The sequence below is a fragment of the Streptomyces sp. NRRL S-87 genome, assembly GCF_000719335.1.
GTDB lineage: Bacteria > Actinomycetota > Actinomycetes > Streptomycetales > Streptomycetaceae > Streptomyces.
In genome coordinates this window covers 1-23,541 of record NZ_JOGB01000020.1, presented here as the reverse complement: position 1 = coordinate 23,541, position 23,541 = coordinate 1, and the positions used below count along the sequence as shown (strand labels likewise).

20 protein-coding genes and 1 pseudogene are annotated in these 23,541 nt (G+C 76.0%); 6 read left to right on the top strand and 15 right to left on the bottom strand.

What is annotated here, in order from left to right; genetic code table 11:
* Nucleotides 1–23: 23 nt before the first annotated feature.
* Together IF43_RS42130 and IF43_RS42125 are read right to left on the bottom strand one after the other, a co-directional pair.
* The gene (locus tag IF43_RS42130) at nt 24–1,430 is read right to left on the bottom strand and encodes an aspartate ammonia-lyase (RefSeq protein WP_030199849.1); all 1,407 of its coding nucleotides are present in this window, start codon (nt 1,428–1,430) and stop codon (nt 24–26) included.
* 159 nt (nt 1,431–1,589) lie between these two features.
* A pseudogene (locus tag IF43_RS42125) lies at nt 1,590–2,612 on the bottom strand (asparaginase); the annotation flags it as partial.
* A gap of 181 nt (nt 2,613–2,793) precedes the next feature.
* On the opposite strand from IF43_RS42125, the gene IF43_RS0114795 reads away from it, so the two are divergent.
* Complete coding sequence (locus tag IF43_RS0114795; protein WP_030199848.1) at nt 2,794–3,249, top strand: Lrp/AsnC family transcriptional regulator; 456 nt, start codon at nt 2,794–2,796, stop codon at nt 3,247–3,249.
* A gap of 117 nt (nt 3,250–3,366) precedes the next feature.
* Here the strand turns inward: IF43_RS0114795 and IF43_RS40690 are convergent, their stop codons facing one another.
* Complete coding sequence (locus IF43_RS40690) at nt 3,367–4,092, bottom strand: hypothetical protein (RefSeq protein ID WP_030199846.1); 726 nt, start codon at nt 4,090–4,092, stop codon at nt 3,367–3,369.
* Nucleotides 4,093–4,252: 160 nt separating this feature from the next.
* Nucleotides 4,253–4,846 (bottom strand): hypothetical protein, encoded by a 594-nt coding sequence (locus IF43_RS40685; RefSeq protein ID WP_158939311.1) that lies wholly within the window; start codon nt 4,844–4,846, stop codon nt 4,253–4,255.
* Nucleotides 4,847–5,089: 243 nt separating this feature from the next.
* On the opposite strand from IF43_RS40685, the gene IF43_RS38045 reads away from it, so the two are divergent.
* Nucleotides 5,090–6,970, top strand: coding sequence for a hypothetical protein (locus tag IF43_RS38045; RefSeq protein ID WP_051795344.1), 1,881 nt, complete (start codon nt 5,090–5,092; stop codon nt 6,968–6,970).
* Nucleotides 6,971–6,994: 24 nt separating this feature from the next.
* On the opposite strand, the gene IF43_RS0114775 is transcribed toward IF43_RS38045, so the two are convergent.
* The 4 genes from IF43_RS0114775 to IF43_RS0114760 form a co-directional block, all read right to left on the bottom strand.
* A complete protein-coding gene (locus tag IF43_RS0114775) occupies nt 6,995–7,831 on the bottom strand; it encodes a maleylpyruvate isomerase family mycothiol-dependent enzyme (protein WP_030199840.1) in 837 nt (278 codons plus the stop codon).
* Nucleotides 7,832–8,003: 172 nt separating this feature from the next.
* The gene (locus tag IF43_RS0114770) at nt 8,004–8,360 is read right to left on the bottom strand and encodes a peptidoglycan-binding protein (RefSeq protein WP_051795342.1); all 357 of its coding nucleotides are present in this window, start codon (nt 8,358–8,360) and stop codon (nt 8,004–8,006) included.
* A gap of 82 nt (nt 8,361–8,442) precedes the next feature.
* Nucleotides 8,443–8,799: a peptidoglycan-binding protein gene (locus IF43_RS38040; protein ID WP_051795340.1), complete on the bottom strand. Its 357-nt coding sequence runs from the start codon at nt 8,797–8,799 to the stop codon at nt 8,443–8,445.
* Between the two features lie 679 nt (nt 8,800–9,478).
* Nucleotides 9,479–11,149, bottom strand: coding sequence for a serine/threonine-protein kinase (locus IF43_RS0114760; RefSeq protein ID WP_051795337.1), 1,671 nt, complete (start codon nt 11,147–11,149; stop codon nt 9,479–9,481).
* Between the two features lie 223 nt (nt 11,150–11,372).
* Here IF43_RS0114760 and IF43_RS0114755 point away from each other — a divergent pair, with 223 nt between their 5' ends.
* The 4 genes from IF43_RS0114755 to IF43_RS0114740 all read left to right on the top strand — a co-directional run bounded on the left by IF43_RS0114755 (nt 11,373) and on the right by IF43_RS0114740 (nt 15,282).
* Nucleotides 11,373–12,092: a hypothetical protein gene (locus IF43_RS0114755; RefSeq protein WP_234332164.1), complete on the top strand. Its 720-nt coding sequence runs from the start codon at nt 11,373–11,375 to the stop codon at nt 12,090–12,092.
* A gap of 73 nt (nt 12,093–12,165) precedes the next feature.
* The gene (locus tag IF43_RS0114750; RefSeq protein WP_078910166.1) at nt 12,166–12,939 is read left to right on the top strand and encodes a class I SAM-dependent methyltransferase; all 774 of its coding nucleotides are present in this window, start codon (nt 12,166–12,168) and stop codon (nt 12,937–12,939) included.
* 372 nt (nt 12,940–13,311) lie between these two features.
* Complete coding sequence (locus IF43_RS0114745; protein WP_030199827.1) at nt 13,312–14,112, top strand: endonuclease I family protein; 801 nt, start codon at nt 13,312–13,314, stop codon at nt 14,110–14,112.
* Nucleotides 14,113–14,388: 276 nt separating this feature from the next.
* Entirely contained in the window at nt 14,389–15,282 is an 894-nt protein-coding gene (locus IF43_RS0114740) for an alpha/beta fold hydrolase (RefSeq protein WP_107048488.1), read from the top strand.
* A 60-nt stretch (nt 15,283–15,342) separates the two neighbouring features.
* Here IF43_RS0114740 and IF43_RS0114735 read toward each other — a convergent pair whose 3' ends face one another.
* The 7 genes from IF43_RS0114735 to IF43_RS0114705 all read right to left on the bottom strand — a co-directional run bounded on the left by IF43_RS0114735 (nt 15,343) and on the right by IF43_RS0114705 (nt 23,319).
* Entirely contained in the window at nt 15,343–15,954 is a 612-nt protein-coding gene (locus IF43_RS0114735; protein WP_030199825.1) for a TetR/AcrR family transcriptional regulator, read from the bottom strand.
* 159 nt (nt 15,955–16,113) lie between these two features.
* Complete coding sequence (locus IF43_RS0114730; protein WP_030199824.1) at nt 16,114–17,283, bottom strand: acyl-CoA dehydrogenase family protein; 1,170 nt, start codon at nt 17,281–17,283, stop codon at nt 16,114–16,116.
* 95 nt (nt 17,284–17,378) lie between these two features.
* Nucleotides 17,379–18,554, bottom strand: a complete 1,176-nt coding sequence (locus IF43_RS0114725) for an acyl-CoA dehydrogenase family protein (protein ID WP_030199820.1) — start codon at nt 18,552–18,554, stop codon at nt 17,379–17,381.
* Nucleotides 18,555–18,694: 140 nt separating this feature from the next.
* The gene (locus tag IF43_RS0114720) at nt 18,695–20,908 is read right to left on the bottom strand and encodes an acetate--CoA ligase family protein (RefSeq protein WP_030199817.1); all 2,214 of its coding nucleotides are present in this window, start codon (nt 20,906–20,908) and stop codon (nt 18,695–18,697) included.
* Nucleotide 20,909: 1 nt separating this feature from the next.
* Entirely contained in the window at nt 20,910–21,101 is a 192-nt protein-coding gene (locus IF43_RS0114715) for a ferredoxin (protein WP_030199814.1), read from the bottom strand.
* A gap of 228 nt (nt 21,102–21,329) precedes the next feature.
* Nucleotides 21,330–22,685: an NADH-ubiquinone oxidoreductase-F iron-sulfur binding region domain-containing protein gene (locus tag IF43_RS36450; protein ID WP_051795334.1), complete on the bottom strand. Its 1,356-nt coding sequence runs from the start codon at nt 22,683–22,685 to the stop codon at nt 21,330–21,332.
* A 268-nt stretch (nt 22,686–22,953) separates the two neighbouring features.
* On the bottom strand, nt 22,954–23,319 hold the full coding sequence (locus IF43_RS0114705; protein ID WP_030199813.1) for a hypothetical protein: 366 nt from the start codon (nt 23,317–23,319) through the stop codon (nt 22,954–22,956).
* Nucleotides 23,320–23,541 lie beyond the last annotated feature (222 nt).

The window sequence follows — 23,541 nt, the reverse complement described above, 5'->3', positions numbered from 1 at the left end:
GACCCGCGTCCGGTCCCGTGGGCTCAGTTCGCGGAGCGGGCCGTCCCGCCGGTCAGGTGGTCGGGGTGCAGGAGCTCCGCCAGCCGGTCGGCGGGGAGGAGCCCCCGCTCCAGGACGAGCTCGGCGACGCCGCGGTTGCCGCGCAGGGCCTCCTGGGCCAGTGCGGTGGCGGCCGTGTAGCCGATGTGCGGGTTGAGCGCGGTGGCCAGGCCGATGGAGTTCTCCACGCCGGCGCGGAGCACGTCGACGTTGGCCGTGATGCCCGTGACGCAGCGCTCGGCGAGCGTCAGGCAGGCCGCGCGCAGCGAGGAGATGCTGCGGGAGAGGGCGTGCAGGATGACCGGCTCGAAGGCGTTGAGCTGGAGCTGACCGCCCTCGGCGGCCATGGTGACGGTCATGTCGTTGCCGATGACCTCGAAGGCGACCTGGTTGACGACCTCGGGGATGACCGGGTTGACCTTGCCCGGCATGATGCTCGAACCGGCCTGCACCGGCGGGAGGTTGATCTCGCCGAGGCCGGCCCGGGGGCCGGAGGAGAGCAGCCGCAGGTCGTTGCAGGTCTTCGACAGCTTGACGGCGATGCGCTTGAGGACGCCGGACAGCTGGACGAAGGCGCCGCAGTCCTGGGTGGCCTCCACCAGGTTCGCGGCGGTGGCCAGCGGCAGCCCGGTGATCTCGGCCAGGGCGCCGCGGGCGGTCTCGGCGTACCCGGCGGGGGCGTTGAGGCCCGTGCCGATGGCCGTGGCACCGAGGTTGATCTCGTGGAGGAGCGCGACGGCCTCGGCGAGGCGGGTGCGGTCCTCCTCCAGCATGACGGCGTACGTGGAGAACTCCTGGCCCAGGGTCATGGGCACGGCGTCCTGGAGCTGCGTCCGGCCCATCTTGACGACGTCGGAGAACTCCGCGGCCTTGGTGGCGAAGGCGCCCTCCAGGACCGCCATGGCCTCGACGAGCCCGCGGGCGGCGGAGATCGTCGCCACGCGCAGGGCGGTGGGGTAGACGTCGTTGGTGGACTGGCTGAGGTTGACGTCCTCGTTGGGGTGCAGGTGGGCGTACTCGCCCTTGGCGTGGCCCAGGAGTTCGAGGGCGCGGTTGGCGACGACCTCGTTGGCGTTCATGTTGGTGGAGGTGCCGGCGCCGCCCTGGACGACGTCGACGACGAACTCCTCGTGCAGCGCGCCGGCCCGGATCTCGCGGCAGGCGGCGACGATGGCCCCGGCCTTCGGTTCGGGGAGCAGGCCGTGCCGCTCGTTGGCGACCGCGGCGGACTCCTTGACGGCGGCCAGGGCCTCGATCAGGTGCGGGTAGGCGGAGATCGGGATGCCGGTGATGGGGAAGTTCTCGGTGGCACGCAGGGTGTGGATGCCCCAGTAGGCGTCCGCGGGGACGTCGCGGTCGCCGAGGAGGTCGTGCTCGCGGCGGGTGGCCAGCGCGGGGTCGGCGACGATGACGGTCCCGGCCGCGGGGGCGGCGTCGAGCGCGGGGGCGGCGTCGGCCGCAGGGGCGGGCGTGGTCGCGGCGGCCGGCGGGGTCGCGGCGGCGGCCGGGTCCTCGGGGGCCATCAGCAGCCGGGTGGCGAGGGCCGCGCGGCGCTCCGCGTCGGACGGCTCGGCGAGCAGGGCGGCGAGCAGCACGATCCGCGCCTGCCCGGCGCGCAGGGTGCCGGTCAGGTGGGCGCCGGCGGCCGCGAGGTCGACGGCGCCACCGCCGGTGTACACGGCGGCGACCGGACCGGCGGGCACGCGGGTGGTGACGGCCACCGGCACGCCGGCGGCGACCGCGGCGGCCACGGCGTCGACGATCTCGGGGGTGGCGTTGCCCGCCCCCGTGCCGACCAGCACCAGGCCGCGGGCGCCGGCGGCCAGGGCCGCGCGCAGCAGCACCGGGTCGCCGTCGCTGTGGTGGGTCAGGACGTCCACCCGCGGCAGCGCGGCGGCCGCCGCCCCGTCCGTGTCCGCCGGCAGGGCGGTGCCGGAGGCGGTACGGGCGGCCGCCGGCAGGGCGAGCGGCGCGGGGCGGACCGGGCGGCGGCGGACGGCCACCCCGCCGAAGCCGACCTTGCCCAGCGGGTCCCCCGAGGGGTCGGCGAACGCGTCGGCGGCGAGGGTCCGCACCTTCACGGTGCCGCGGGCCGCGTGGACGAGGCCGTCGAAGACCACGAGGACGCCGAGGTCCCGTACCGAGGCGGCCACCCGCAGCGCGTCGCACAGGTTGCCCGGGCCGTCGCCGTCGGCGGAGTCGAAGGGCAACTGGGCGCCGGTGAGGACCACGGGGCGCGGGTCGTGGTGGTGGAGGTCGAGCAGCAGCGCCGTCTCCTCCAGCGTGTCGGTGCCGTGGGTGACGACGATGCCCGCGACGTCCGGGTCGGCGAGGGTCTCGTGGACCGTGCGCAGCAGCTCGAGCTGGTGGCGCGTGGTCATCCGGGAGCTGTTGACCCGGAACAGGTCGACGACGTCGACGGTGACGTCCTCGGGCAGGGCGGCCCCGGCCAGCACGTCGTCGCCGGAGGCGGCGGCGGCGTAGCCCGTGCCCTGCCAGCGGCTGGCGATGGTGCCGCCGGTCGATATGAGCACGATGCGGCGGGTGCGGGGGGCGGCGCTGGCGCGGGTCATGGGTGCCTGCCTCACGGGGCGTGGTGTCGTACGGGGCGGGGCGGCGGGGGCGGCCGGGCGCCCGGGAGGCGCGCGGCCGGCCGGGTACGCGGCCGCCGGGGCGCAACGATAGGGCAGAAGCCGTGCAACGCGATTGCGAAGTTGGCGGCATCCCCGCGGTTCCGTCGCACATAATTGCGTCATGGACCGGATCGACCGCCACATCTTGCGCGAGCTGCAGAACGACGGCCGCCTGACGAACCTGGAGCTGGCCCAGCGCGTCGGCCTGAGCGCCTCCGCCTGCATGCGCCGGGTCCGGCAGCTGGAGCAGGACGGGGTGATCCAGGGCTACCGGGCGGTGGTCGACCCGGGGGCGGTCGGCCGCGGCTTCGAGGTGCTGGTGTCGATCGAGGTCCGGCGCGACCGGCAGACCGTCGAGGCCTTCGAGGCGGCGCTGCGGGACATCCCGGACGTGATCGAGGCCTACCGGTTGTTCGGCAGCCCGGGGTGCCTGCTGCGCATCGCCGTCGAGGACCTCGCCGCGTACGAGCAGCTGTGGATCGAGCGGCTCACGGCCCTGGCCGGGGTCACGGAGGTCAACTCGCAGATCATCATGAAACGGATCAAGGAGCCGAAGGGGCTGCCGATCGCCCGCTGAGCGCGGCGGGCGGTGCCGGTGTCCCGAGGCGCGGCCGGGGGACACCGGTGCTCCTCGCCTTCCGCACGCCGGCACCGGCGCCGGCCGGCCTCCACGCCGGGGAGCGGCGCCGGCGGGTCAGAACAGTGCCGTGACGTCCTCGCCCCAGGCGGCGAGGGTGTCGAGGGCGCGCCAACGGTGGGGGTGCTCGCCGTGGGCGAGGGTGAGGACCTGGGCGCGCACGGCGGGTATCCGCTCGGCCAGCGCCGGCAGCCGCAGCATCGGCAGGACGGCGGCGAGGGCCGCCCCGCGGACCTCGGCCGTGTCCGCGGCGAGGAGCGGGTGCACGGCGTCGTAGAGCTCCGGGGCGAGGTCGAGGACGGCCTCCAGGTCCTCGGCGTCGCCGTAGGGGCGGTCACGCTGCGCGAGCGCCTCCGCGACCGAGTCCCCGAGCCACTCCAGCAGGCCCACCCGCAGCGGGAACGGGGCCTGCGGTCCGAGGAGGTCCTCCTCCATCGAGTCGCGGTCGGTGACCAGCGCCCGGGTGCGCGGGTCCCGTAGGACCGCGGCCACGAACCGGGCGGCCGGCGCGTTCGCGGTGTAGAACACCTGCTGCCGGGAGAGGGCCTCGGACAGGCTCCGGAGCGCGTGGCCCTGCTCATGCGGGTCCTCGTCCAGGAGTGCGCGGAGGATCACCGGCATCTCGGGCGCCACGTCCGGGCAGCAGTGGTCCACCGCGTGCCAGTCGGTGCGCAGCAGCAGGTCGTCGACGTCCACCCGGACGTCGAGCGGGCCGGTCCCGCCCTCCGCCGCGTCGTCCTCGCTCCGGGTGCGGTCGCCGCGCCGGTCACTCGTCGTATCCATCGGGCCAGTGTGGCAGCGGCCTCTGACAGCCGGGGCGGCCATGTCGGCGGCCGGCGGCCGCCGCTGTCCGACCGTCAGGTGCCCGGGAGCCGCCGTCGCCGACCGGCCTTCCGCGCCCTCCCCCGCCGACCCGCCGACCCGCCGACCACCGACCGGGGCTTCAGAAGGTGTGGAAGCGCAGCAGGAGGCCGAAGGCCTCGGAGGGCGTGGTGCCGAGCGCGGCGGCCACCGACTCGGTCGACGCCCCGCTGTCGTGGACGGCCTCGGCCGCCTCGTCCGCCGCCTCCGCGATGATCCGCCGCAGGATCCCGACCGCCCGCAGCGCGGCCAGCGGGGCGTCCGCCACGACGTCCCCGAGCTCGTCGGAGAGGTCGAGGAGGAGTCCGGCCAGCGGCTCGGGCAGCGGCACCACCGTCTCGCGGACGACCGAGAGGTGGGCGTTCCAGTCCGCCAACGGCCCCGACAGGTCGACGTGGTGCTCCGCCGGGGGCCCGTCGCCGACGGCCCGCCAGTCCAGGGGGTACTCCGCGGCCCCGCGCCAGCCGCACGCGCAGGCCGCACGCAGGGCATGGGCCCTGGGGCTGCCGTGCTGTCCGTCGTACGCCGTCCAGTGCGTCGTCGGGTAGGCCTCCGGACCGCTGACGGCGTCGACGTACACGGGGCCGGGTTCGGTGCCGTCGGCGAGCAGGACCCCCGCCGTCCCGGCGTGCGCGTCACCGAACTCCACCGTCGTCCAGTCCCATTCCTCCACCACCGTGCCGCCCCTCTCGCCTCCGCTCGGGCCCCCCGGGCCCCCCGCAGCAAGACTGCCCCGCCGGGGCCCCGCTCGCACCGGCGCGGTCCCGACGGCGGGGCCGCCGGGACCGGATCCCGCCACCGTCGGGGGAAGCCCCGGTCCGGGCCGGTTCGCCGCTCCCACCAGCGGGCATGGGGTGGTGAGTTCCCCGTGTGCGGCGGCGGGTCCCGCTGCGCGCACCCGAGTTGGAAGGGCTCGCCGATGACCGCTGCGACGAGCGTGCTCCCCGCCGCACTGGCGCTGGCACTGCTGGCCTCCGTCCCCCCGGCCGCCACGGCCGGTCCCCCCTACGACGGCCAACGCCGCCACGGCAGCGCCCTGTTCGGCGTCCGGGCCCCGGACCACGCCGCCGCCCAGGAGTTCCGCACCGCGGGCGGGCCCGTCACGCGGGTCGGCGTGTACCTGGGCAGCCGAGCCGCGACCGGGCGGATGCGGGTCGAGATCCGTCGGACCAGGGCCGACGCCTCGTCGGCCGTCGCGGCCACGGGCGTCGACCTGGCGGCGCTGGGCGGCGCCGGCGCGGGCTGGGTGGAGTTCCCCCTCCACGCCGTCCTCGCACGCGGCCGGACGTACTACCTCCACCTGCAGGCGGTCACCGGGGCCCCCGGCCCCGTCGCCTGGTACGGCACGCCCGGCACCGTCCCGGGCTCGCTGACCAGTTGGAACTACGACGAGCCGTACTGGGGCGGCTGGCATCCGTACACCTCCCGGCTCGCCTTCCACGTGAACCCCGCCGGCGACGAGCGGTGCGGCGAGACCGAGCCGTGCTACGTGCCGACGACCGCGCTCGCCGCGCGCACGGCCGGGCTCCTGGCCAACGGGACGGCCGTCGAGGCCGTGGCGCCGTCCTTCGCGGTGGGCGCCGCGTACGTCGACGGGAGCAACGTGCTGCGGCTGCCGTCCGGGCGGTGGCGCCACCTGCCCGCGGGCGCCGCCGCCTCCTCCGTGGTGCCGGCCGACGACGCCGGCGCCCGGGCCGGGATCGCGGAGAGCCGGCACTGGCTGGCCGCGGGCGGGGTGCCGGGCCGGACGGCGGAGCAGCGGGCGGCGGTGCGGCGCGCGCTGCTGTCGATGCGTGCGCTGCTGCGGCCGAACGGGGCGTTCGCCGCGGCCTGGTCGCCGGCCTGGGCGTACTCGTGGCCCCGGGACGGCGCCTTCGCCGCCGCGGCCTTCGCGGCGACGGGGCACGACGCGGAGGCGTACCGGATCCTGCGGTACGACGCCCGCACCCAGCGGGCCGACGGCACCTGGGCGGCCCGGACCCGGCTGGACGGCAGCGGCCCCCCGGACGGCCGGACCTGGCAGCTCGACGCCAACGGGTGGGTGCCCTGGGCGACCTGGCAGTGGTACCGGTACGCGGCGCCGGCCGCCCGGGACGACCGGCTGCGCGAGCTGTACCCGATGGTGCGCGCCGCCGCCGACCGCACCGCCCGCACGCTCGGGTCGGACGGGCTGCCGCCGGCCTCCCCCGACTACTGGGAGCTGGACACCGAGGCCCCCACCGTCGGGACCGCGGCCCCGCTGCTGGCCGGGCTGAACGCGGCGGCCGACCTGGCCGCCCGGCTGGGGCGGGACGCGGATGCCGATCGTTGGGCGGGCGCGGCGCGCCGGCTGTCCCAGGGCGTCGCGCGGTCCTTCGCTCCGCGCGGCTATCCGCGGACGGCGGACGGGCGGCACGGCCGGGACAGCGCCGCGGCCTTCATGGCACCGCCGTTCAACGCGGCGCCCGCCGGCCTGCGGGCGGCGCTGGACTCCACCTACCGGGCGCTGCTGCTGCCGAACGGCGGGCTCTCGCCGGGCGACGATCCGCGGCACGACTGGGGCCCGTACGCCTGGACCGCCAGCACGTCCTTCTTCGCGGTGGCCTGGGCGCACCTGGGCGACGGGGCGAAGGCCGACCGGGTGCTGCGGTGGGTGCTGTCCCACCGCAACGGGCTGGGCGAGCTGCCCGAGACCGTGAACGGCTCCGGGCGGCCCTCGTCCGTGGCCCCGCTGGGCTGGACGGACGCCCTGGTGGTCATGGCCGCGTGCGCCCGCGAGGGCCGGCCCCTGCCGACGCCGCCGGCGCGGCGTTCCGCGTGAGCGGGCGCGGGGCTCCGGTCCTCGTCAGAACTCGGAGTTGGCGAACCAGAGGTCGAGGAGTGCGGTGTCCCCGCCGGTGGTGACCGTGCCGGCGGTGTGGTCGAGGCGGCCGTAGAGGAGCAGGAGCAGGTCCCCGGCGGTGGCGGCCCGTACGGTCGCGTCGGCGGCCGGGAGCTCGGGCGCGGCTCCGGCGGCCGCGGCGGCCTCCGTGGCCGGTGCGCCGGACCGGGCGTCGGCGGCGCCGACCAGGCCGAATCCGTCGGGCCGCAGCTCCACCACCCACGCGCCACCGGCTCCGCCGGGCTCGGCGTGCTGGAAGCGGATGGTCCGGCCGGTGCCGCGCAGGTGGGCCACCTTCGGCGCGAAGGGGGTGGCGAACGGCAGGTTGACCAGGAACTCGTCGACACCGTCGTGGGCCAGGGCGGGATCAAGAACGGAGGGCAGGCCCACCGCCCGTTCGGCGTCGACGCGGTGCAGCAGGGTCTCGAAGCACATCCGGCGCGCCCAGAACCGGGCGTGGGCGTCGGCGCCCCACACCCACATGGGCGCGTCGAGGTCGGTCGCGGCGAACGCCTCCGCCGCCACCTCCGCGCCGGACCCGAGCCACGCGACGTACCCGCTCTCGTCCGCGGGCAGCTGCAGGTCCACGTCACGGCTGGTCGGGCGCTCCTGCACACGCTGGCGCAGCAGCACGGAGAACCACCGCTGGACGCTCCCGACGTGCCGGGTCAGGTCCAGCAGCGTCCACCCGGGGCAGTCCGGCACCGCCGCGGCCAGGTCGGCTCCCTCGATGACGTCCGCGAAGCGGCGGGTCTCCGCCGCGACGGCGGCGCGGTGGTCGAGCTGACCGACGGTGTCCATGCTGTGCAACCTTCCTCGCGAATCACCTCCCTTTCTACCCCAGCCCCCCGCGGGGCCCCGCCGGGGGGGGTGCGGCGGGGCCCCGCAGGCGGGGCGGCCCGCGGCGCCGTCGACGTACACGTACCCGGGGGTGCGGCAGGGAGGTGGAGCGGCCGGGGCCCGGTCGGGCGGATCAGCAGGCGAAGTGGGAGTTGTTGTTCCAACGGTCCAGCTGCGCCCAGGTGATCGGCCCGACGACGCCGTCCACGTCGATGTTGGCGCATTCGCGGCCCTGGAACTTGATCACGGCGTTGTACGTCTTCTGCCCGAAGATGCCGTCGAACTCGAGGTCCATGCCGTAGATCGCGCTGCTCAGCTCGCACTGCAGGGCCTTGACCGCCGGGCCGGTGGCCCCGTAGCGGAGCACCGGCTCCTGGGTGGAAAACCTCCCGCAGTTGGCGAGCTCGGTGGCGGCGGAGGCGGAGGAGGCGGGGGCGACGACGGCGAGGAGCGCGGCACCGGCGGCCACGACGGCGAGCTTCTTCATCATGAGAGGTTCCCTTGTTCGGAGAGTGGAGTGGAGGTTCGGTGGTCGCAGAGCGGAGGGGCGTTCGGTCGCTCGGCGGCCGGGGTCAGCAGATGTAGCGGCTGGCGTTGCTCCAGCGGTCCAGCAGGTTCCAGGTGACCGGGCCGACGATCCCGTCCACGGAGACGTCCATGCAGTCCTTGCCCTGGAACTGGACCACCGCGTTGTAGGTCTTCTGGCCGAAGATCCCGTCCACCTCGAGGTTGGCCCAGCGGATGCTGCGGTTCAGCTCGCACTGGAGGGCCCGGACCGCGGGGCCGGTGTCGCCGTACTCGAGCATCGGCTCCTCGGTCGAGTAGTTGGAGCAGACGCCGCCGGGCTGGGCGGCGGTGGCCACCGGTGCGGTGGCGAAACCGAGGCCGACGAGCAGGGCGGTGGTGCCGAGGGCGGCGAGCTTGCGCATGGTGGTGCTGCTCCTGGGTGGTGTGGGCGGGCGGGATCGGTGATCGGAACGGCGGCCGCGGGCGGCTGCCGAAGGGTTCCGGCTGCCGGTGGTCGACGGTGCCGGTCTGCGGGCGCCGCCCCTCCCCGGTCGCGGACCACGACGACCGCGACGACCGCGGCACCCGGGGGGCGGGGGTCCGCGGAGAGCGGGGAGGGGGGCGCTGCACCGGGCGGCTCGGCCGGCCCGGTGCGCAGCGATCAGGACTGTTCCACAGCCGGGATCGGCGGGACAACACGGCGGCGTCCCAGGTGACCTGACGGGTCGTCCCTCCCGGAGCACTCCCCGTCCCAAACCGCTGACCTGCGTTTTCTCGCGGCGGCAGAGCGAGCCGTGGGACGCCGACGGGGACGGGGCCGGGCCGGGGGCGGTACGTGGACCCGGTCCTGCCCTGGGCCGTACCGCACCGCCGGGACGGAGGCGGGGACGGGCGGCGGGACGGGCGGCCTCGGTGGGTGGGGCCGCTGGGATGGCCGGGACGGCCGGGACGCTTCCCGCGGCACGTGGGAAGGGGATCCGACGGAGGCGGCCCCGGTTCCGGGACGGACGGGAGACCGGGACGGGACCGGGACGGGACCGGGACGGCCGGCAGCTGGTCGGGATCGGGCTTCGGGCCCGCGGGTCCGCGGGCCCGTCGCCCTCAGCGGCGGCGCGTGAGGGTGTCGGGCGCGCCGGCCGATTGGGCTCCTTCCGCCTCCAGGGTGAGGCGGTCGGCGGCGGACATGGTCACGACGTACTGGTTCCCCGACGGGCAGGTGAGGGTGGACGAGCGGTCGGTGGGGTGGCTGGTCACGGCGGCGAGGACAGCGGTGCCGCCGTTGATCTGGCGCAGTTCGAGGGCCTCGGTGCAGCCGAGGTTCCGGCCGGTGGTGACCTCCCGGAGGTCACTGACCTGGCTGCCCACGACCTCGCCCACCACGCCGGCGCGGAACGTGACGGTGACCTTGAAGTCCTTCGTCCTGGCCCGGGAGATGCCGTCGGCGTCGGGCGTCCCGGGGCCCGTTCCGGTCCAGGCACCGACCCAGGACGCGGGGAGGGCCTTCGCGGTGGCCGGGGCGGGTCCGGTGGCGGGGGTCGTGGTCGGCGTGTGCGAGGCGGGGGGCGAGGCCTTGTCCCCGTGGTCGTCGGCGCTCCCCGCGTACCGGACCAGGAGGGCCACGGCGGCCGCGAGGACGGTGACTCCGACGACCGCGGTGATCGCCTTGGTCCGGTGCGGTGCTCCGGTGCGCCCGGGCCGCCCGGTCACCGGCCGGGTACCGATCGCGTCCGTGCCGGGGCGGGGGGTGGCGGGGGGCGGCGTACCGGGCGCGGTGGGCAGGTGGGGCGGGGCGTACGGACCGGGGGCGGGTGGCGTCGTGGCGGGCGGCGGCACGGCGCCCGGCGCGTCGGCGGGCGGGGGCTGCGGGTCGCCGGCGGCGAGGCGGGTGCGCAGGTCCGCCTCGCGGCGGGTGGTCTCCGCGAGCAGCGCCGCGGGCACGGCGTCGGGCCACTCCGGCTCGGCGGCCGCGAGCCGGGCCCGTACCTCCTCGGCGGTCGGGCGCTGCTCCGGGTCCTTGGCGAGGCACTGCGCCACCAGGGGCGCGACCGATTCCGGTACGCCGTCGAGGACGGGCTCGTCGTGGACGATCCGGTACAGGAGGGCCGGCAGGCCCAGCTCCTCCTCGGGGCCGACGAACGGGCCTCGGCCGGTCGCCGCGTACACGAGCACCGCGGCCAGCGAGAACACGTCGGCCGGTGCCCCCGCCACGGCTCCGGTCGCCTGCTCGGGGGCGAGGTAGCCGGGGGTGCCGATGACGGTGCCCGTCTGCGTGCGGCGCGCGTCGCGGACGGCCCGGGCGATGCCGAAGTCGATGAGGAAGGGCCGTTCGGGGCCGAGCAGGACGTTGGCCGGCTTGATGTCGCGGTGCACCACGCCGACCGCGTCGACGGCCACGAGGGCGGCCGACAGCTCGAGGGCCAGCCGGCGCAGGGCCTGCTCGGGCAGCGGCCCGTCCTGGCGGACCCAGTCGGCCAGCGAGGGCGCGGCGACGTACTCCGTGGCCAGCCACTGGGGCGTCGCGCCGGGCGGGCTGAAGTCCACGACGGAGACCGTCCACGGGGAGCGGACGCGGTCGTTGGTGCGTATCTCCCGCGCGAACCGCTCGGCGAACCCGGGTTCCAGGCTCAGCTCGCGGTGCACGGTCTTGAGGGCCAGTGGACGGCCGGACGCGGTCCGGGCCAGGAACACCTCCCCCATCCCGCCCTCACCGAGCCGTGCCAGCAGGCGGTACCCGCCGATGTCCGTCGGGTCACCGGGCCGCAGAGACTCCACCGAGTGCCCCCGTTCTCGTGGTGGTCGCGCCCGCGCCGTACGGATCGCCCCAGCGGTCACCCTAAGGGACGGGGAGCCGGTGACGGGGGCGTACAAAGGGGCGGTTCGGCGGCAGACCGGGCCCGGGCCGGCTGCCGAAATTCCCGCGCCGTGCCGGCCGCGCCCTGGACTAGGGTGATCGCCGGCCCGTGACCAGGGCCCTTTCTGACGGGGGACGATCTGCGTGGACGCCATAGTGTTCAACCTGACCACTGCGGCACTGATGGTGCTGACGTTCAGGGCCGGAGTGTGCCTGATCGGCGAGGACACGGTACGGCGGCGTCCGGTGCCCTGGGTGGCGGTCGGCCTGACCGTGGTGGCAGTCGGCGCGGTCGTGGTCCAGCTGTGCTGGGCCGGGGCGATGGACGCCCTGGACGGCGATCCACGCAAGAGCGGCTGGTGGCGCGTGGTGACGGCCGTGTTCATGCAGAACGGCGGGCTGTTCGGGGCCCTGTGGAACATCATCACGCTCGCGGTGGTCGGGGCGCTGGCGGAGTGGTTCTGGGGCGGCCCGCCGGCGGTGGCCCTGTTCGCCGCGGGCGTCCTGCTGCCGCAGCGGATCGACGCGCTGTTCGGTGAGACCGCGCCCAGCACCGATCCGCGGAACTTCGCGGGCAGTTCGGGTGCGACGTACTTCCTGGGCGCGACCCTCGCGGCGGGGCTGCTGCTGACCTCGGCCGCGACGAAGGACCGGCTGCTGGCGGTGGCGGTGCCGGCCGCGGGCCTGGCGCTGTGGGCGGCCCAGGACAACGGGCACGGTCTGGTGGCCTGCTACGGCTTCGTCCTGGGCGCCGCCGCCCTGCCGTTGGCCCGCTGGCTGCCGCGGCCGCCGGCCCCCGAGGCCGCGTACGCCTCCGCCGAGCGGGTGGCGCGGGCCCGGGACCACGCCTCCCGGAGCCGGTGAGGGCGTTGTGCCGGGTGGGTAGTTGACCCGCGGGCCGGGGTGGTCCGGGCCCGGTACGAGGGAGGAGGCCGCGATGGGCGGCGAAGAGGCGGGCGGCGGGACCGGCGGCACGGGCGTCGGCGGCTGGGACTCGGTGGGACCTGAGGCGGCCGGACGGCCGGACGGTGACCCGGTCGGCGGTGGCCCGGCGGCGGAGCCCCCGGAGACGGTGTCGGCGGCCGAGCTGTTCGACGGGCTGGGCATCGCGTACGAGCAGGCCTTCGGCGAGCTCCCGGGCCAGCTGGCGGCGGTCGACTGGCTGACGGCACGGCTGGGTGCGGGCGCCCGGGTGCTGGACGTCGGCAGCGGCACCGGGCGGCCGGTGGCCGACCTGCTGGCCCGGGCCGGCTGCGAGGTGACCGGCATCGACGTGTCCGGCGAGATGGTCGGGCTGGCCCGCGAGCAGGTGCCGGGGGCGCGGTTCGAGCAGTGCGACGTACGGGAGTTCAGCGCCGCGGACGGGAGTTTCGACGCGGTCTGCGCGTTCTTCCCGCTGCTGATGATGACCCGGGCGGAGGCGGCGGCCTCGCTGGAGCGGATGGCGGGCTGGTTGGCGCCGGGGGGCTACCTCGTGACGGCCACGGTGCCGGCCGACGTCGAGGACGTGGTGATCGAGTGGATGGGGCGCCCGGTGCGGGTGTCCAGCTTCGCCCCCGAGGAGTTCGTGCGCCGGCTGCGCGAGGACTGCGGGCTCGACGTGCTCCACCAGGAGGTGTCGGTGTTCCACCCCAAGGGCGCGGCCGACGAGGAGCACCTCTTCTGCTACGCCCGCCGCCCCGTCTCCTCTCCGCCGGCCGGCGACGCCTGACCCCGGCGCCCTCCCGCGCGGAGGGAACGCGTCCCGCGCGCCCACGCGCCGAGCCACGTGGTCGACGCCCGTCAGCCCCTGCCGGGCGTCGACGCGGTACAGCGACGCACGCGCCGGACCACCCCAACCCCCGTACCGGAATGGGGTGTTCCGGTGAAGCGGGCCGGAGCGGGCGGCCCCGGGGAACGGAATTCGCCCCCTGATGCGGCATTTCGGTCTACGCGCGTCACCGTTCCTGCAGATTCCCGTCATGCACATGTCGCAATTTCGTGACTCGGATGACACGATGTGGCCGGATTCTCTCCCCAGAGCATGACGCGCCGCCAAATCCTGCGGTGGCGCGATGCGTTGCCGAAAGGTTTCCCCCACGTGATGACTTCCCTGCGCACGGTCCGTCGTGGCCGCTGGGCCGCCGCCGGTGCCGCCGTGGCCGCGGTCGCGCTCATGCTGCCGACGGGCTCCTCGGCCTCCGCGGCCTCCGCCGCGGCACCGTACGACTCGTACTACGCGGCCGCCGAAGGCAAGACCGGCACCGCGCTCAAGTCCGCGCTGCACGGCATCATCAAGACGCAGTCCAAGATCTCGTACAGCGCCGTCTGGGACGCCCTGAAGAACACGGACCAGGACCCCAACAACACGAACAACGTGATCCTGGTCTACTCCGGCCGCTCGCAGTCGAAGTCCACGAACGGCGGCGGCGTCAACGACTGGAACCGCGAGCACGTCTGGGCCCAGAGCCACGGCGACTTCGGCACCTCGGCCGGCCCCGGCACCGACCTGCACCACATACGTCCCGAGGACGTCACGGTCAACAGCACCCGGGGCAACAAGGACTTCGACATGGGCGGCAGCGCGGTGAGCGAGGCGCCGGGCAGCCGTACGGACTCCGACTCCTGGGAGCCGCGCGACGCCGTCAAGGGCGACGTGGCCCGCATGATCTTCTACATGGCCGTCCGCTACGAGGGCGAGGACGGCTACCCGAACCTGGAGGTCAACGACTCCGTCAACGGTTCGGTCCCGCTGCACGGCCGCCTCAGCGTCCTGAAGCAGTGGAACGAGCTGGACCCGCCGGACGCCTTCGAGCAGCGCCGCAACCAGGTCATCTTCGACACCTACCAGCACAACCGGAACCCGTTCATCGACCACCCGGAGTGGGTCGGGGCGATCTGGTAGGGGCACGGGCCGGCGGACCGCCGGACCGAGTACGGGCCGAGGCGCCGGGCCGGGGGACGGGAGACCGCCCTCGGGTCCGGCGCCCCGCCGTTTCCGGGACCCGTTCTTGGCCGCCGTTTCCGGGACCCGTTTCCGCCCCCGTTCTGCGCTCGATTCCGCCCCGGGCGCCGGCGGCCGGGCGTCGGACGAAACTTTCTCCGCGGACACCGATGAGTTCCGGGCCCGACGCCGGTCCAACCCTTGACAGCACCGCACGCAGCACGAAGGAGAAGGACCATGACCTCCATGACCGGGACGGTGACCCGCACGCTGGAGTCCGTCGGCGCGACGATCACGTACGACGTGCGCCCCGCCCAGGGTGCGGGCGAGGGGGCCGGGGGCCGGCCCGCCCTGCTCCTGATCGGCTCGCCCATGGACGCCACGGGGTTCACCACGCTCGCGTCGCACTTCCCCGACCGGACCGTGATCACGTACGACCCGCGGGGTGCCGGCCGCAGCGTCCGCACCGACGGGGTCGCCGAGAACGTGCCCGGCGAGCACGCCGAGGACGTGCGGCGGGTGGTCGAGGCGGTCGGCGCGGGACCGGTGGACGTCTTCGCGAGCAGCGGCGGCGCGGTCAACGGACTCGCCCTCGTGGCGGCCCACCCGGAGCTGGTCCGCACCCTCCTGGCGCACGAGCCGCCCACCGCCCAGGTGCTGCCTGACCGGGAGGCGGCGCTGGAGGTGTGCGCCGACATCCACGCGACGTACCTGCGGTCGGGGACGGGGCCCGCGATGGCGAAGTTCCTCGCGGTGGTGAGCCGCCGGGGCCCGTTCCCCACCGACTGGCGTGACGAGCCGGCGCCGGACCCGGCCGCCTTCGGCCTGCCGACCGAGGACGACGGCACGCGCGGTGACCCGCTGCTGGGCCAGAACATGCGCGGCTGCACGTCGTACGAGCCCGACTTCGCGGCGCTGCGGGCCGCCCGGACGCGACTGGTCGTGGCGGCGGGCAAGGAGTCGGAGGGCCAGTTCCCGGCCCGGGCCGCGGCGGCCGTCGCGGAGCGGCTGGGAACGGACCTGGTGCTCTTCCCCGGCGACCACGGGGGCTTCCTCGGCGGCGAGTACGGCCAGCAGGGCGAGCCGGAGGCGTTCGCCCAGACCCTCCGCGAGGTCCTGGACCAGGACTGACCGCGTACGGACGGCCCCGCGCGCTTCGGGCTCGGGCTCGGGCTCGGGCTCGCGACGGCGTCAGAGGGCGGGGAAGGCGGCCGGAGTGCCCAGGGCCGGGGCCACGGTGCCCCAGATGGCGGCCTCGGCCGCGGCGACGGTCAGGCGGGGGTCGGCGAGCATGAGGCGGATGCCGAAGCCGTCGCACAGGGCCAGCACCAGGGTGCTGACGGCGTCGACGTCGCAGGGCGTGAACTCCCCCGCGTCGATGCCGCGGCGGACCGCCTCGGCGACCCAGACGTGCAGCTGCTCGTAGAGGTCCAGGGTGAGCTCGTGGGCCGAGGGGTCGCGCAGGGCGCGGACCCACAGCTCCTGCCACAGCTTCCAGTCCTGGCGCAGCTCGGCGTCCGTGGGCAGCATGCTGTGCACGATGCGCGCCAGGGTCACCGCGGCCGGCACGGAGCCGGCGTCCCGCTCCAGCTCGGTGCCGGTCTGCTGGAAGGAGTGCCGCATCGCCTCGTCGAAGAGCTTCTCCCGCGTCTCGAAGTGGTAGTGCAGCAGCGCGGTGGAGACCTGGGCCCGCTCGGCGACCATGCGCATGCGGATCTTCTCGAAGCCGACCTCCGCGATGACCGCGCAGGCAGCGGTGAGGATCCGCTCGCGCGTCTCCTGCGTGCGTTCGGCCTTGCTCACGTCGTGACTCCCCATCCGTGTCCGTCCGTGCCGGTACGCGTGTCCTCGGGCCGCCCGCCGCCCGGACCCCGTACCCGCGGTGACCATCTTCGCCCATGAGTCACCGCGGGCAGGGGTGGTGGCGGCGGCCGGGTCGTGCCGGGGCCGCCCTCCCGTCCGTCAGGCGGTGGGCAGGTGCAGCACGCCCGTGCCCCGCTTGACCAGTTCACCCGCGACGATCAGGCGCTGGATCTCGGACGTGCCCTCCCAGATCCGGTCCACGCGCAGCTCGCGGTAGAGGCGCTCGACGGCGTACGTGCGGTCGTAGCCGCGCCCGCCGAAGATCTGCACGCAGCGGTCCACGACCCGGCCGGCCGCCTCGCTCGCGGAGAGCTTCGCGATGGCCGCCTTCGCGTGCAGGGTCTTGCGGTCGGCGTCGGGCTGGTCGGTCTCCCACGCCACCTGGTGGAAGTACGCGCGGTTCACCGCGATGTCGACGGCGCAGTCCGCCAGCATGCCCTGCACGAGCTGGAAGTCGGCGATCCGGGAGCCGAACTGGCGCCGCTCGACGGCCCAGTCGCGGGCCAGCTCCAGCGCCCGCTCCGCGGCCCCCGTCGTGCGGGCGGCGATCATCAGCCGCTCCTCGGTGAACCAGGAGCGGGTGATGTCGTAGCCGTCTCCGATGCCGCCGAGGACGGCGTCCTCGGGCACCTCGACGTCGGTGAACGTGAACTCGGGGTGCTCGTAGACGAAGGTGTGCATGAAGCGCGGCACCCGGGTGATCTCGACCCCGGGGGTCTCCTTGTCGACGAGGAAGAGGGTGGGGGCCCGCTCCTCCCCCGCCGCCGCCAGGACGATGAGGAAGTCGGCGTGGTCGCCGACGGTCACGAACCACTTCTCGCCGTTGACGACCCAGCCGCGGTCGGTGCGGGTCGCGGTGGTGGCGAGGTTCCGGGGGTCGGAGCCGGCCCCGGGCTCGGTGACGGCGTAGCAGTCGCGGCGGTGGCCGCGGATGACGGGGACGAGGTAGCGCTCGCGCTGCTCGGGGGTGCAGTGGCGCAGGGCGTTGGCCGGGCGCCAGACGGTGTCCCACAGGGCACCGGTGAGCCTGCCGAGCTCCTCCTGGACCACGGCCTGCTCGAAGATCGTCAGGCCGGCACCGCCCCATTCGGCGGGCATGTTGACGGCCTGGAGGCCGCTGGCCAGGACGGCGTCGCGGATCTCGGTGTGGGCCGCGGGGGGCAGGCCGTTGGCCTCCTCGCAGTCGAGCTCGTACTTCTCGATGAAAGCGGCGAGCTCGCGGGCCGTGGCCTTGAGCTGCTGCTGGCGGGTGGTGAGGCGGAAGTCCATGGGTTGTGTCTCCGGTCTGGTGGGTGCGGTCCGGTGGGGTCCGCTCCGGTGGGCGGGCGGGCGGGAGCGGGGCAGGGAGGGAGGGAGGGGGCGGGTCAGGGGGCGGTGGGGAGCGCGAGGGCGCCGGTGCCGCGCTTGACCAGTTCGTTCGCGACGATCAGGCGCTGGATCTCGGACGTGCCCTCCCAGATCCGGTCCACACGGAGCTCGCGGTACATGCGCTCGACGGCGTACGTACGGTCGTAACCGCGCCCGCCGAAGATCTGCAGGCAGCGGTCCACGACCCGGCCCGCGGCCTCGCTGGCGGCGAGCTTCGCCGTGGCGGCCTTGGCGTGCAGGGTCTTGCGGTCCGTGCCGGGCTGGTCGGCCTCCCACGCCACCTGGTGGGTGTACGCCCGGTTCACCGCGATGTCGGCGGCGCAGTCCGCGAGCATGCCCTGGACCAGCTGGAAGTCGGCGATCCGGGAGCCGAACTGGCGCCGCTCGACGGCCCAGTCGCGGGCCAGTTCCAGCGCCCGCTCCGCGGCCCCCGTCGTGCGGGCGGCGATCATCAGCCGCTCGTCGGTGAACCACTCCCGGGTCAGCTCGTAGCCGTTGCCGACGCCGCCGAGGACGTCCTCGTCGGGCACGAACACGTCGGTGAACGTGAACTCGGGGTGCCCGTTGACCGCGGAGTGCATGAAGCGCGGGACCCGGGTCAGCTCCACCCCGGGGGCCTGCTTGTCGACGAAGAAGAGCGTGGCCTCCCGGTCGGGGCCGGCGTCGGCCTGGACGAGCAGGAAGTCGGCGATGTCCCCGCAGGTCACGAACCACTTCTCACCGTTGAGCAGCCAGCCGCCTGCGGTCCGGGTGGCGGTGCTGGTGCCGGATCCGGGGTCGGACCCGGCACCCGGCTCCGTAACGGCGAAGGCGTCGAACCGCTCGCCGCGGATCACCGGCAGCAGGTACTTCTCGCGCTGCGCCTCGGTGCCGTACGCCAGCACGTTGGCGGGACGCCAGGGGATGTCCCAGAGGCAGTTGGTGACCTTGCCGAACTCCTCCTCGACGATGACCTGGTCGAGGAGGGAGAGGCCGGCGCCGCCCCACTCCGCGGGCATGTTGATGGCGTAGACGCCCGCGTCCATGGCGGCCCGGGTGAGCTCGCGGACGGTGTCGGCGGGGAGCGGGCCGCCGGCCTCCTCGGACTGGTTCTCGTAGGCCATGAGCAGCCGTGCGTAGCCGGCGGCACGGGCCTTGAGGTCGGCCTGGGCGGGGGTGTAGCGGAAGTCCATTGCGGCTCCTGGTGGATCTGGGCTGGATCTGGGCTGGAACTGGGCTGGATCTGGGAGTGGGCTCGGACGGTGCGGTCGGGCGGTGCGTCGGATCGGGTGGCGCGGGTGGCTGGAGCGGCCGGGGGCCGGGGGCCCGGTCGTCAGGGGGCGGCGGGCGGCGGGGCCAGGACCGCGCGGGCGTCGAGGGCGAGGACCCCGTCCGGGCGGGCCAGCAGCGGGTTGACCTCCAGTTCGCTGATCTCGGGATGGGCCGCGGCCACCTCGGTGATCAGGGCGACGGCCTCGGCGGCGGCCCGCAGGTCGACCGGGGGGCGGCCGCGGGCACCGGTCAGGAGCGCCGCCGTGCGCAGGCCGCGCAGGAGCCGTTCGGCGTGCGCGGCCGGCACGGGGGCGAGGGCGAACGCCACGTCGTGGAGGGCCTCGGTGAACACCCCGCCGAGGCCGACCATGGCGACCGGCCCGAAGCGGGGGTCGCGGTTGACGCCGACGATGAGCTCGACGCCGTCGGTGAGGTCCGCCATGGCCTCCACGGAGTACGCGGCGGCGCCGAGCCGGGCGTGCATGGCGCGGTGGGCCTCCAGGAGGGCCGTCCGGTCCGGCAGCCGGAGGGCGACCCCGCCCGCGTCGGACTTGTGCAGCAGGTGCAGGGCCTTCAGGACGTACGGGCCCGGGAACGCGTCGGCGGCGGCGAGCAGACCGGCCTCGTCGATCACCTCGCGGGCGGCGGGGAAGGGCACCCCGGCGGCGGCCAGCAGGGCCCGTACGCCGTGGTAGCCGGGGTCGCCCAGCGGCACGGCGGGGTCGGGCAGGGGGGCGATGGCGGTGGCCGGACGGGGGGCCGTCATGGCGGCCAGGGCCCGCGCGGCGTCCTCGGTCGCCTCGAACACCGGTACGCCGGCCCGGGCGAGCACGCGGCAGCTCGGCGAGTCGGGGTACATGGACTGCACGACCAGCGGCTTGGGGGCGGCGGCGGGGACGCGGGCCGCGCCGTCGCCGGGGGCGGCGCACGGCGTGGCGAGGCGGGCGGCGAGGGTGCGGGCGGCCGCCAGTTCGCCGGCCGCCAGGGTGCCGGGGGCCGGGGCGTCGGGCGCGAGCGGGGTGGCGGGGCCCGCGGGAGCCTGCGGGGCACCGGGGCCGGTGCGGGCCGCCGTACCGCCTCCGAGGCCGCCCTGGGAGGCCGCGTACCCGCCGAAGTAGCCGGTCATGAGGACGGCGTCGACCTCGTCCGCGTCGAGCAGGGCCGCGACGGTGCGGGCGTACGAGTCCGGGTCCTGCTCCCCCATCCCGGCGAGGTCGACGGGGTTGGCCACGGAGGACTGGGCCCACAGGACCCGGCGCAGGGATTCTCGTACCGGGGCGCTGAGTTCGGGCACGGTGAGGCCCCGGGCCTCGGCGGCGTCGGCGGCGATGGCGCCGTGGCCGCCGCCGTCGGTGAAGACGGCCGTGCGGCGGCCGGTCCCGCGGGCGGTCCCGCGGGCCTTGGTCCGGGACCCCAGGGCGGCGAGCACGACGGCCATCTCTCGCGGGGTGGCGACCAGTTCGACGCCCGCGTCGCGGCAGGCGGCGGCCACCACGTCGGCGGAGGTGGTGAGGGCCCCGGTGTGGGACCGGGCGCTGCGCGCCGAGGCGGTGCCGCGTCCGGCACTGAGCAGGACCACCGGCTTGTCCGCCGCCGCGGCGGCGCGGGCCAGCGCGCGCCCGTCGCCGAAGTCCTCCGCGTACACGGCGATGGCGTGGGTCTCGTCGTGGCGGGCGCAGTCCTCGACCAGGTCCACGAGGGTCACGTCGGCCTGGTTGCCGAGCGAGACGAAGCGGGAGAAGCCCACGCCGTGCGGTAGGCAGCGCAGTTGGAGCTCCAGGGCGAGGTTTCCGCTCTGGCTGAGGAGGGCCACGCCGCCGGGGGCGAACGCGTCGGAGGCGAGGTAGAGCTCGGTGGTGTTGTCGGCGATGCCGAGGCAGTTGGGGCCGACCAGGACGGCTCCGGCGGCCCGTACCCGGTCGGCGACCGCGCGCTGGCGGGCCAGTCCGGCCGGTCCCGTCTCGGCGAAGCCGGCGGTGATCGCGACGATCGCGCGGGCCCCGCAGGCCAGGGCGTCGTCGACGGCGGCCTCGAAGCCGGGGCCGGGTACGGAGACCACGACCAGGTCCACGGGTTCGCCGAGCTGCGGGAGGGAGGTGGCGGCGGGGCGGCCGAGCACGGTCCCGCCGCGGCGGTTGACGAGGTGGACGGGACGGCGGCCGGGCGCGCGCAGGGCCTGCGCGGCCACCGCGTGGCCGTACTTGGCGGGGTCGTCACTGGCTCCGACGACGGCGACGGAGCGGGGGTCGAAGAGGGCGGTGAGGTCGCGGGCCACGTCAGCCGACCACGCGCAGGGCGGCGTTGGGGCAGGCCTCGGCGCAGGCCTTGGCGTTGTCCTCCTCCGAGAGGGGGACGGGGATGTCGAGGACGACGGCGTAGCCCCACTCGTCGAGCTCGACGAGGGCGGGCGCGTGCTCCAGGCACAGGCCGTAGCCCTGGCAGCGGGTGGAGTCGAGGAGGAGTTTCATGGCGGGTCCTTTCGGGGGCCCGGGCCGGGCCGGGCCGGGTGCTGCGGGCTGCGGGGGCGGGGGCGGGGTGCGGGAGGGCCGGTCGCGGGAGGCCGGTTGCGGCTGCGGGACGCGTGCGCCGGGGGCGGGGAAGCGGGGGGGGCGGGCGGGGGATGCGGGTGCGGGCGGCTGCGGGTGCGGGTGCCGGGTGCGGGGTGCGGGTCGGCCAGGCTGCCGGCGGGCGGGGCCTCAGGGCTCTGGGGGCCACTCGGGTCCGGGTGGAGCGGGGTCCGGGACCGGCACGGGGAGGGCCGGGACGCGAAAGGGCGGGACGGGGACGGGCGGGACGGGGACGGGCGGGACGGGGACGGCGAGGGGCGGGGCGGGGGCCGGGCAGACGGGGCAGGCGCCGTGCTCGTGGGTGTCGAGGGCGGCGGGGAAGGCGGTCGCGACGGTGCCGGCGAGCCGGGCCGCCGCGCTCGGCAGGCCGCAGGCCCCGCGGCCGTGCAGGCCGGTGGACCAGCGGTGCAGGCGCTCGCGGAGGTCGGCCGGGGCCTCGCCGAGCGTGAGCCCGCGCAGGGCGTCGGCGATGGCGGCCGTACCCGAGACGCAGACCCCGCACTGGCGGCTGCTCTCGGCGGCGAGGTAGCGGGCGGCCTCGGCGGCGAGGGCGACGGGGCACTCGTCGGGGCCCAGGAAGCGCAGTGCCCCGCAGCCCACGGCCGTGCCCGCGGCACTCAGCGCCTCCGGCTCCAGCGGCAGGTCGAGGCCCGTCCGTCCGACCAGCCCGCCGAAGAGCCCGCCGACCAGGGCGCCCCAGGCGTCCGGGACGCCCTGCGCGGCAGCGAGTTCGCGCAGCGGCACGCCGTACGGCACCTCGGTCAGGAGGGCCGGGGCCGACCCGCCGGAGAGGGTGAGCAGCGTGCTGCCGGCGATGGCGCCGCGCAGGTCGGGGCGGGCGGCCACGGCCGCGATCCGGGCCAGCGTCTCCACGTTGGCGACGAGGGTGGGGGCGCCGCCGACGCCGTGTTCGTACGGGCGCGGGGGCTTGGCGGTGGGGAGGGCCGGGCCCCCCTCGATGCGGCGCACCACGGCGCTCTCCTCGCCCGCGACGTAGCCGGGGGCGGTCAGGACGATCCCGACGGGGAGGGGCGGGGGGTGGCGCGTGAGGGCGTCGCGGACGCGGTCGGCGGCATCGGGGTCCGAGACGTAGACGTAGCCGCGGTCGGCGCGGGTGATGCGGGCGGCGTGGACGAGACCGTCGAGCACGAGGTCCGGGCGGGCGCGCATGAGCCAGCGGTCCTTGACCGAACCCGGTTCGCCCTCCTCTCCGTTGGCGACGACCACGGGGGCGGGCCCGGCGGGGCCGGCGGCGTCGCGGACGGCACGCAGCTTGACGGCCGCCGGGAACCCGGCCCCGCCCCGGCCGCGCAGGTCCGCGGCGGCGATGTGCCCGAGCAGTTCGTCGGCGTCGGCGTCGGTGACGGCGGCCGAGCGGCCCGCAAGCGGCCGTTCCCGGCCGCTTCCGGGCGGAGTGTCGTCGTACGGGTCGGTGCGGAGCAGCGCGCCGGCGTCCGGGACGAGGGACTTCACCACCGTCGTCATGGCTGGAACTCCCTTCCTGGTGGGTTTCGTTCGGATCGGATCGGATCGGCCCAGGTGTCCGGTGCTGCCCGGTGCCGTGGATCGCGCGCCGCGGACGGAGCCGTTGCGGAGCACGGGCGGCGGCCGACGGTTGCGACGCGCGGTGCCGGGCGGCGCGGTGCCGGCGGCACGTCCCAGCGGTGGCTGGGGGACGTCGGCGACCGACGACGGCAGGGCCTGGCGCGGCACCAGAGCACGCGAGCCCGGCCCCGAACCCGCCGGACGTTCCCTAGGCGGGCAGGAGGGACAGGGCGTGTTCCAGGGCCCGGCGTTCGGAGGTCGTGCGGTCCCAGCCGGGGCCGGGCAGGCCGATCAGCATGCGGTGGTGGTCGAGGACGACTTCGGCCGCCAGTCGGGCCGCGCGCCGGTCGCCGGGGCGGGTGCCGGCGGCGACGGCGGTGACCAGTGAGGTGACCTCGGCGAGGTAGCGGAGCCAGGCGCGTTGGGTGCCGTGCAGGACCAGGTGCTCGAGTCGGCGCCGTTCGGCGGCGGCCGGGGGTGCCTCGGGGTCCCGCAGGGTGGCCACGGCGAGGGGGAGTTCGCGTTCGGGTTCGGGGGTCAGCCCGAGCCACGTCAGGTTTCGGCGACCGCTCATACCTGCCTCCGAGGGGCTGATGTGGGTGCTCCCCCGCCACCGGTGCCGACCGGTGTGCCGTCGGGCCCGTGGGCGGGAGGGGCGTGCGGGGTGCGGTGGGTCCCGTCGGCCGGTCGCGGCCGGTGGGCCGGACCGGGGGGGCGGGGCCGCCTTCGGCCGCCAGTCGGGCCGCGCGCCGGTCGCCGGGGCGGGTGCCGGCGGCGACGGCGGTGACCAGTGAGG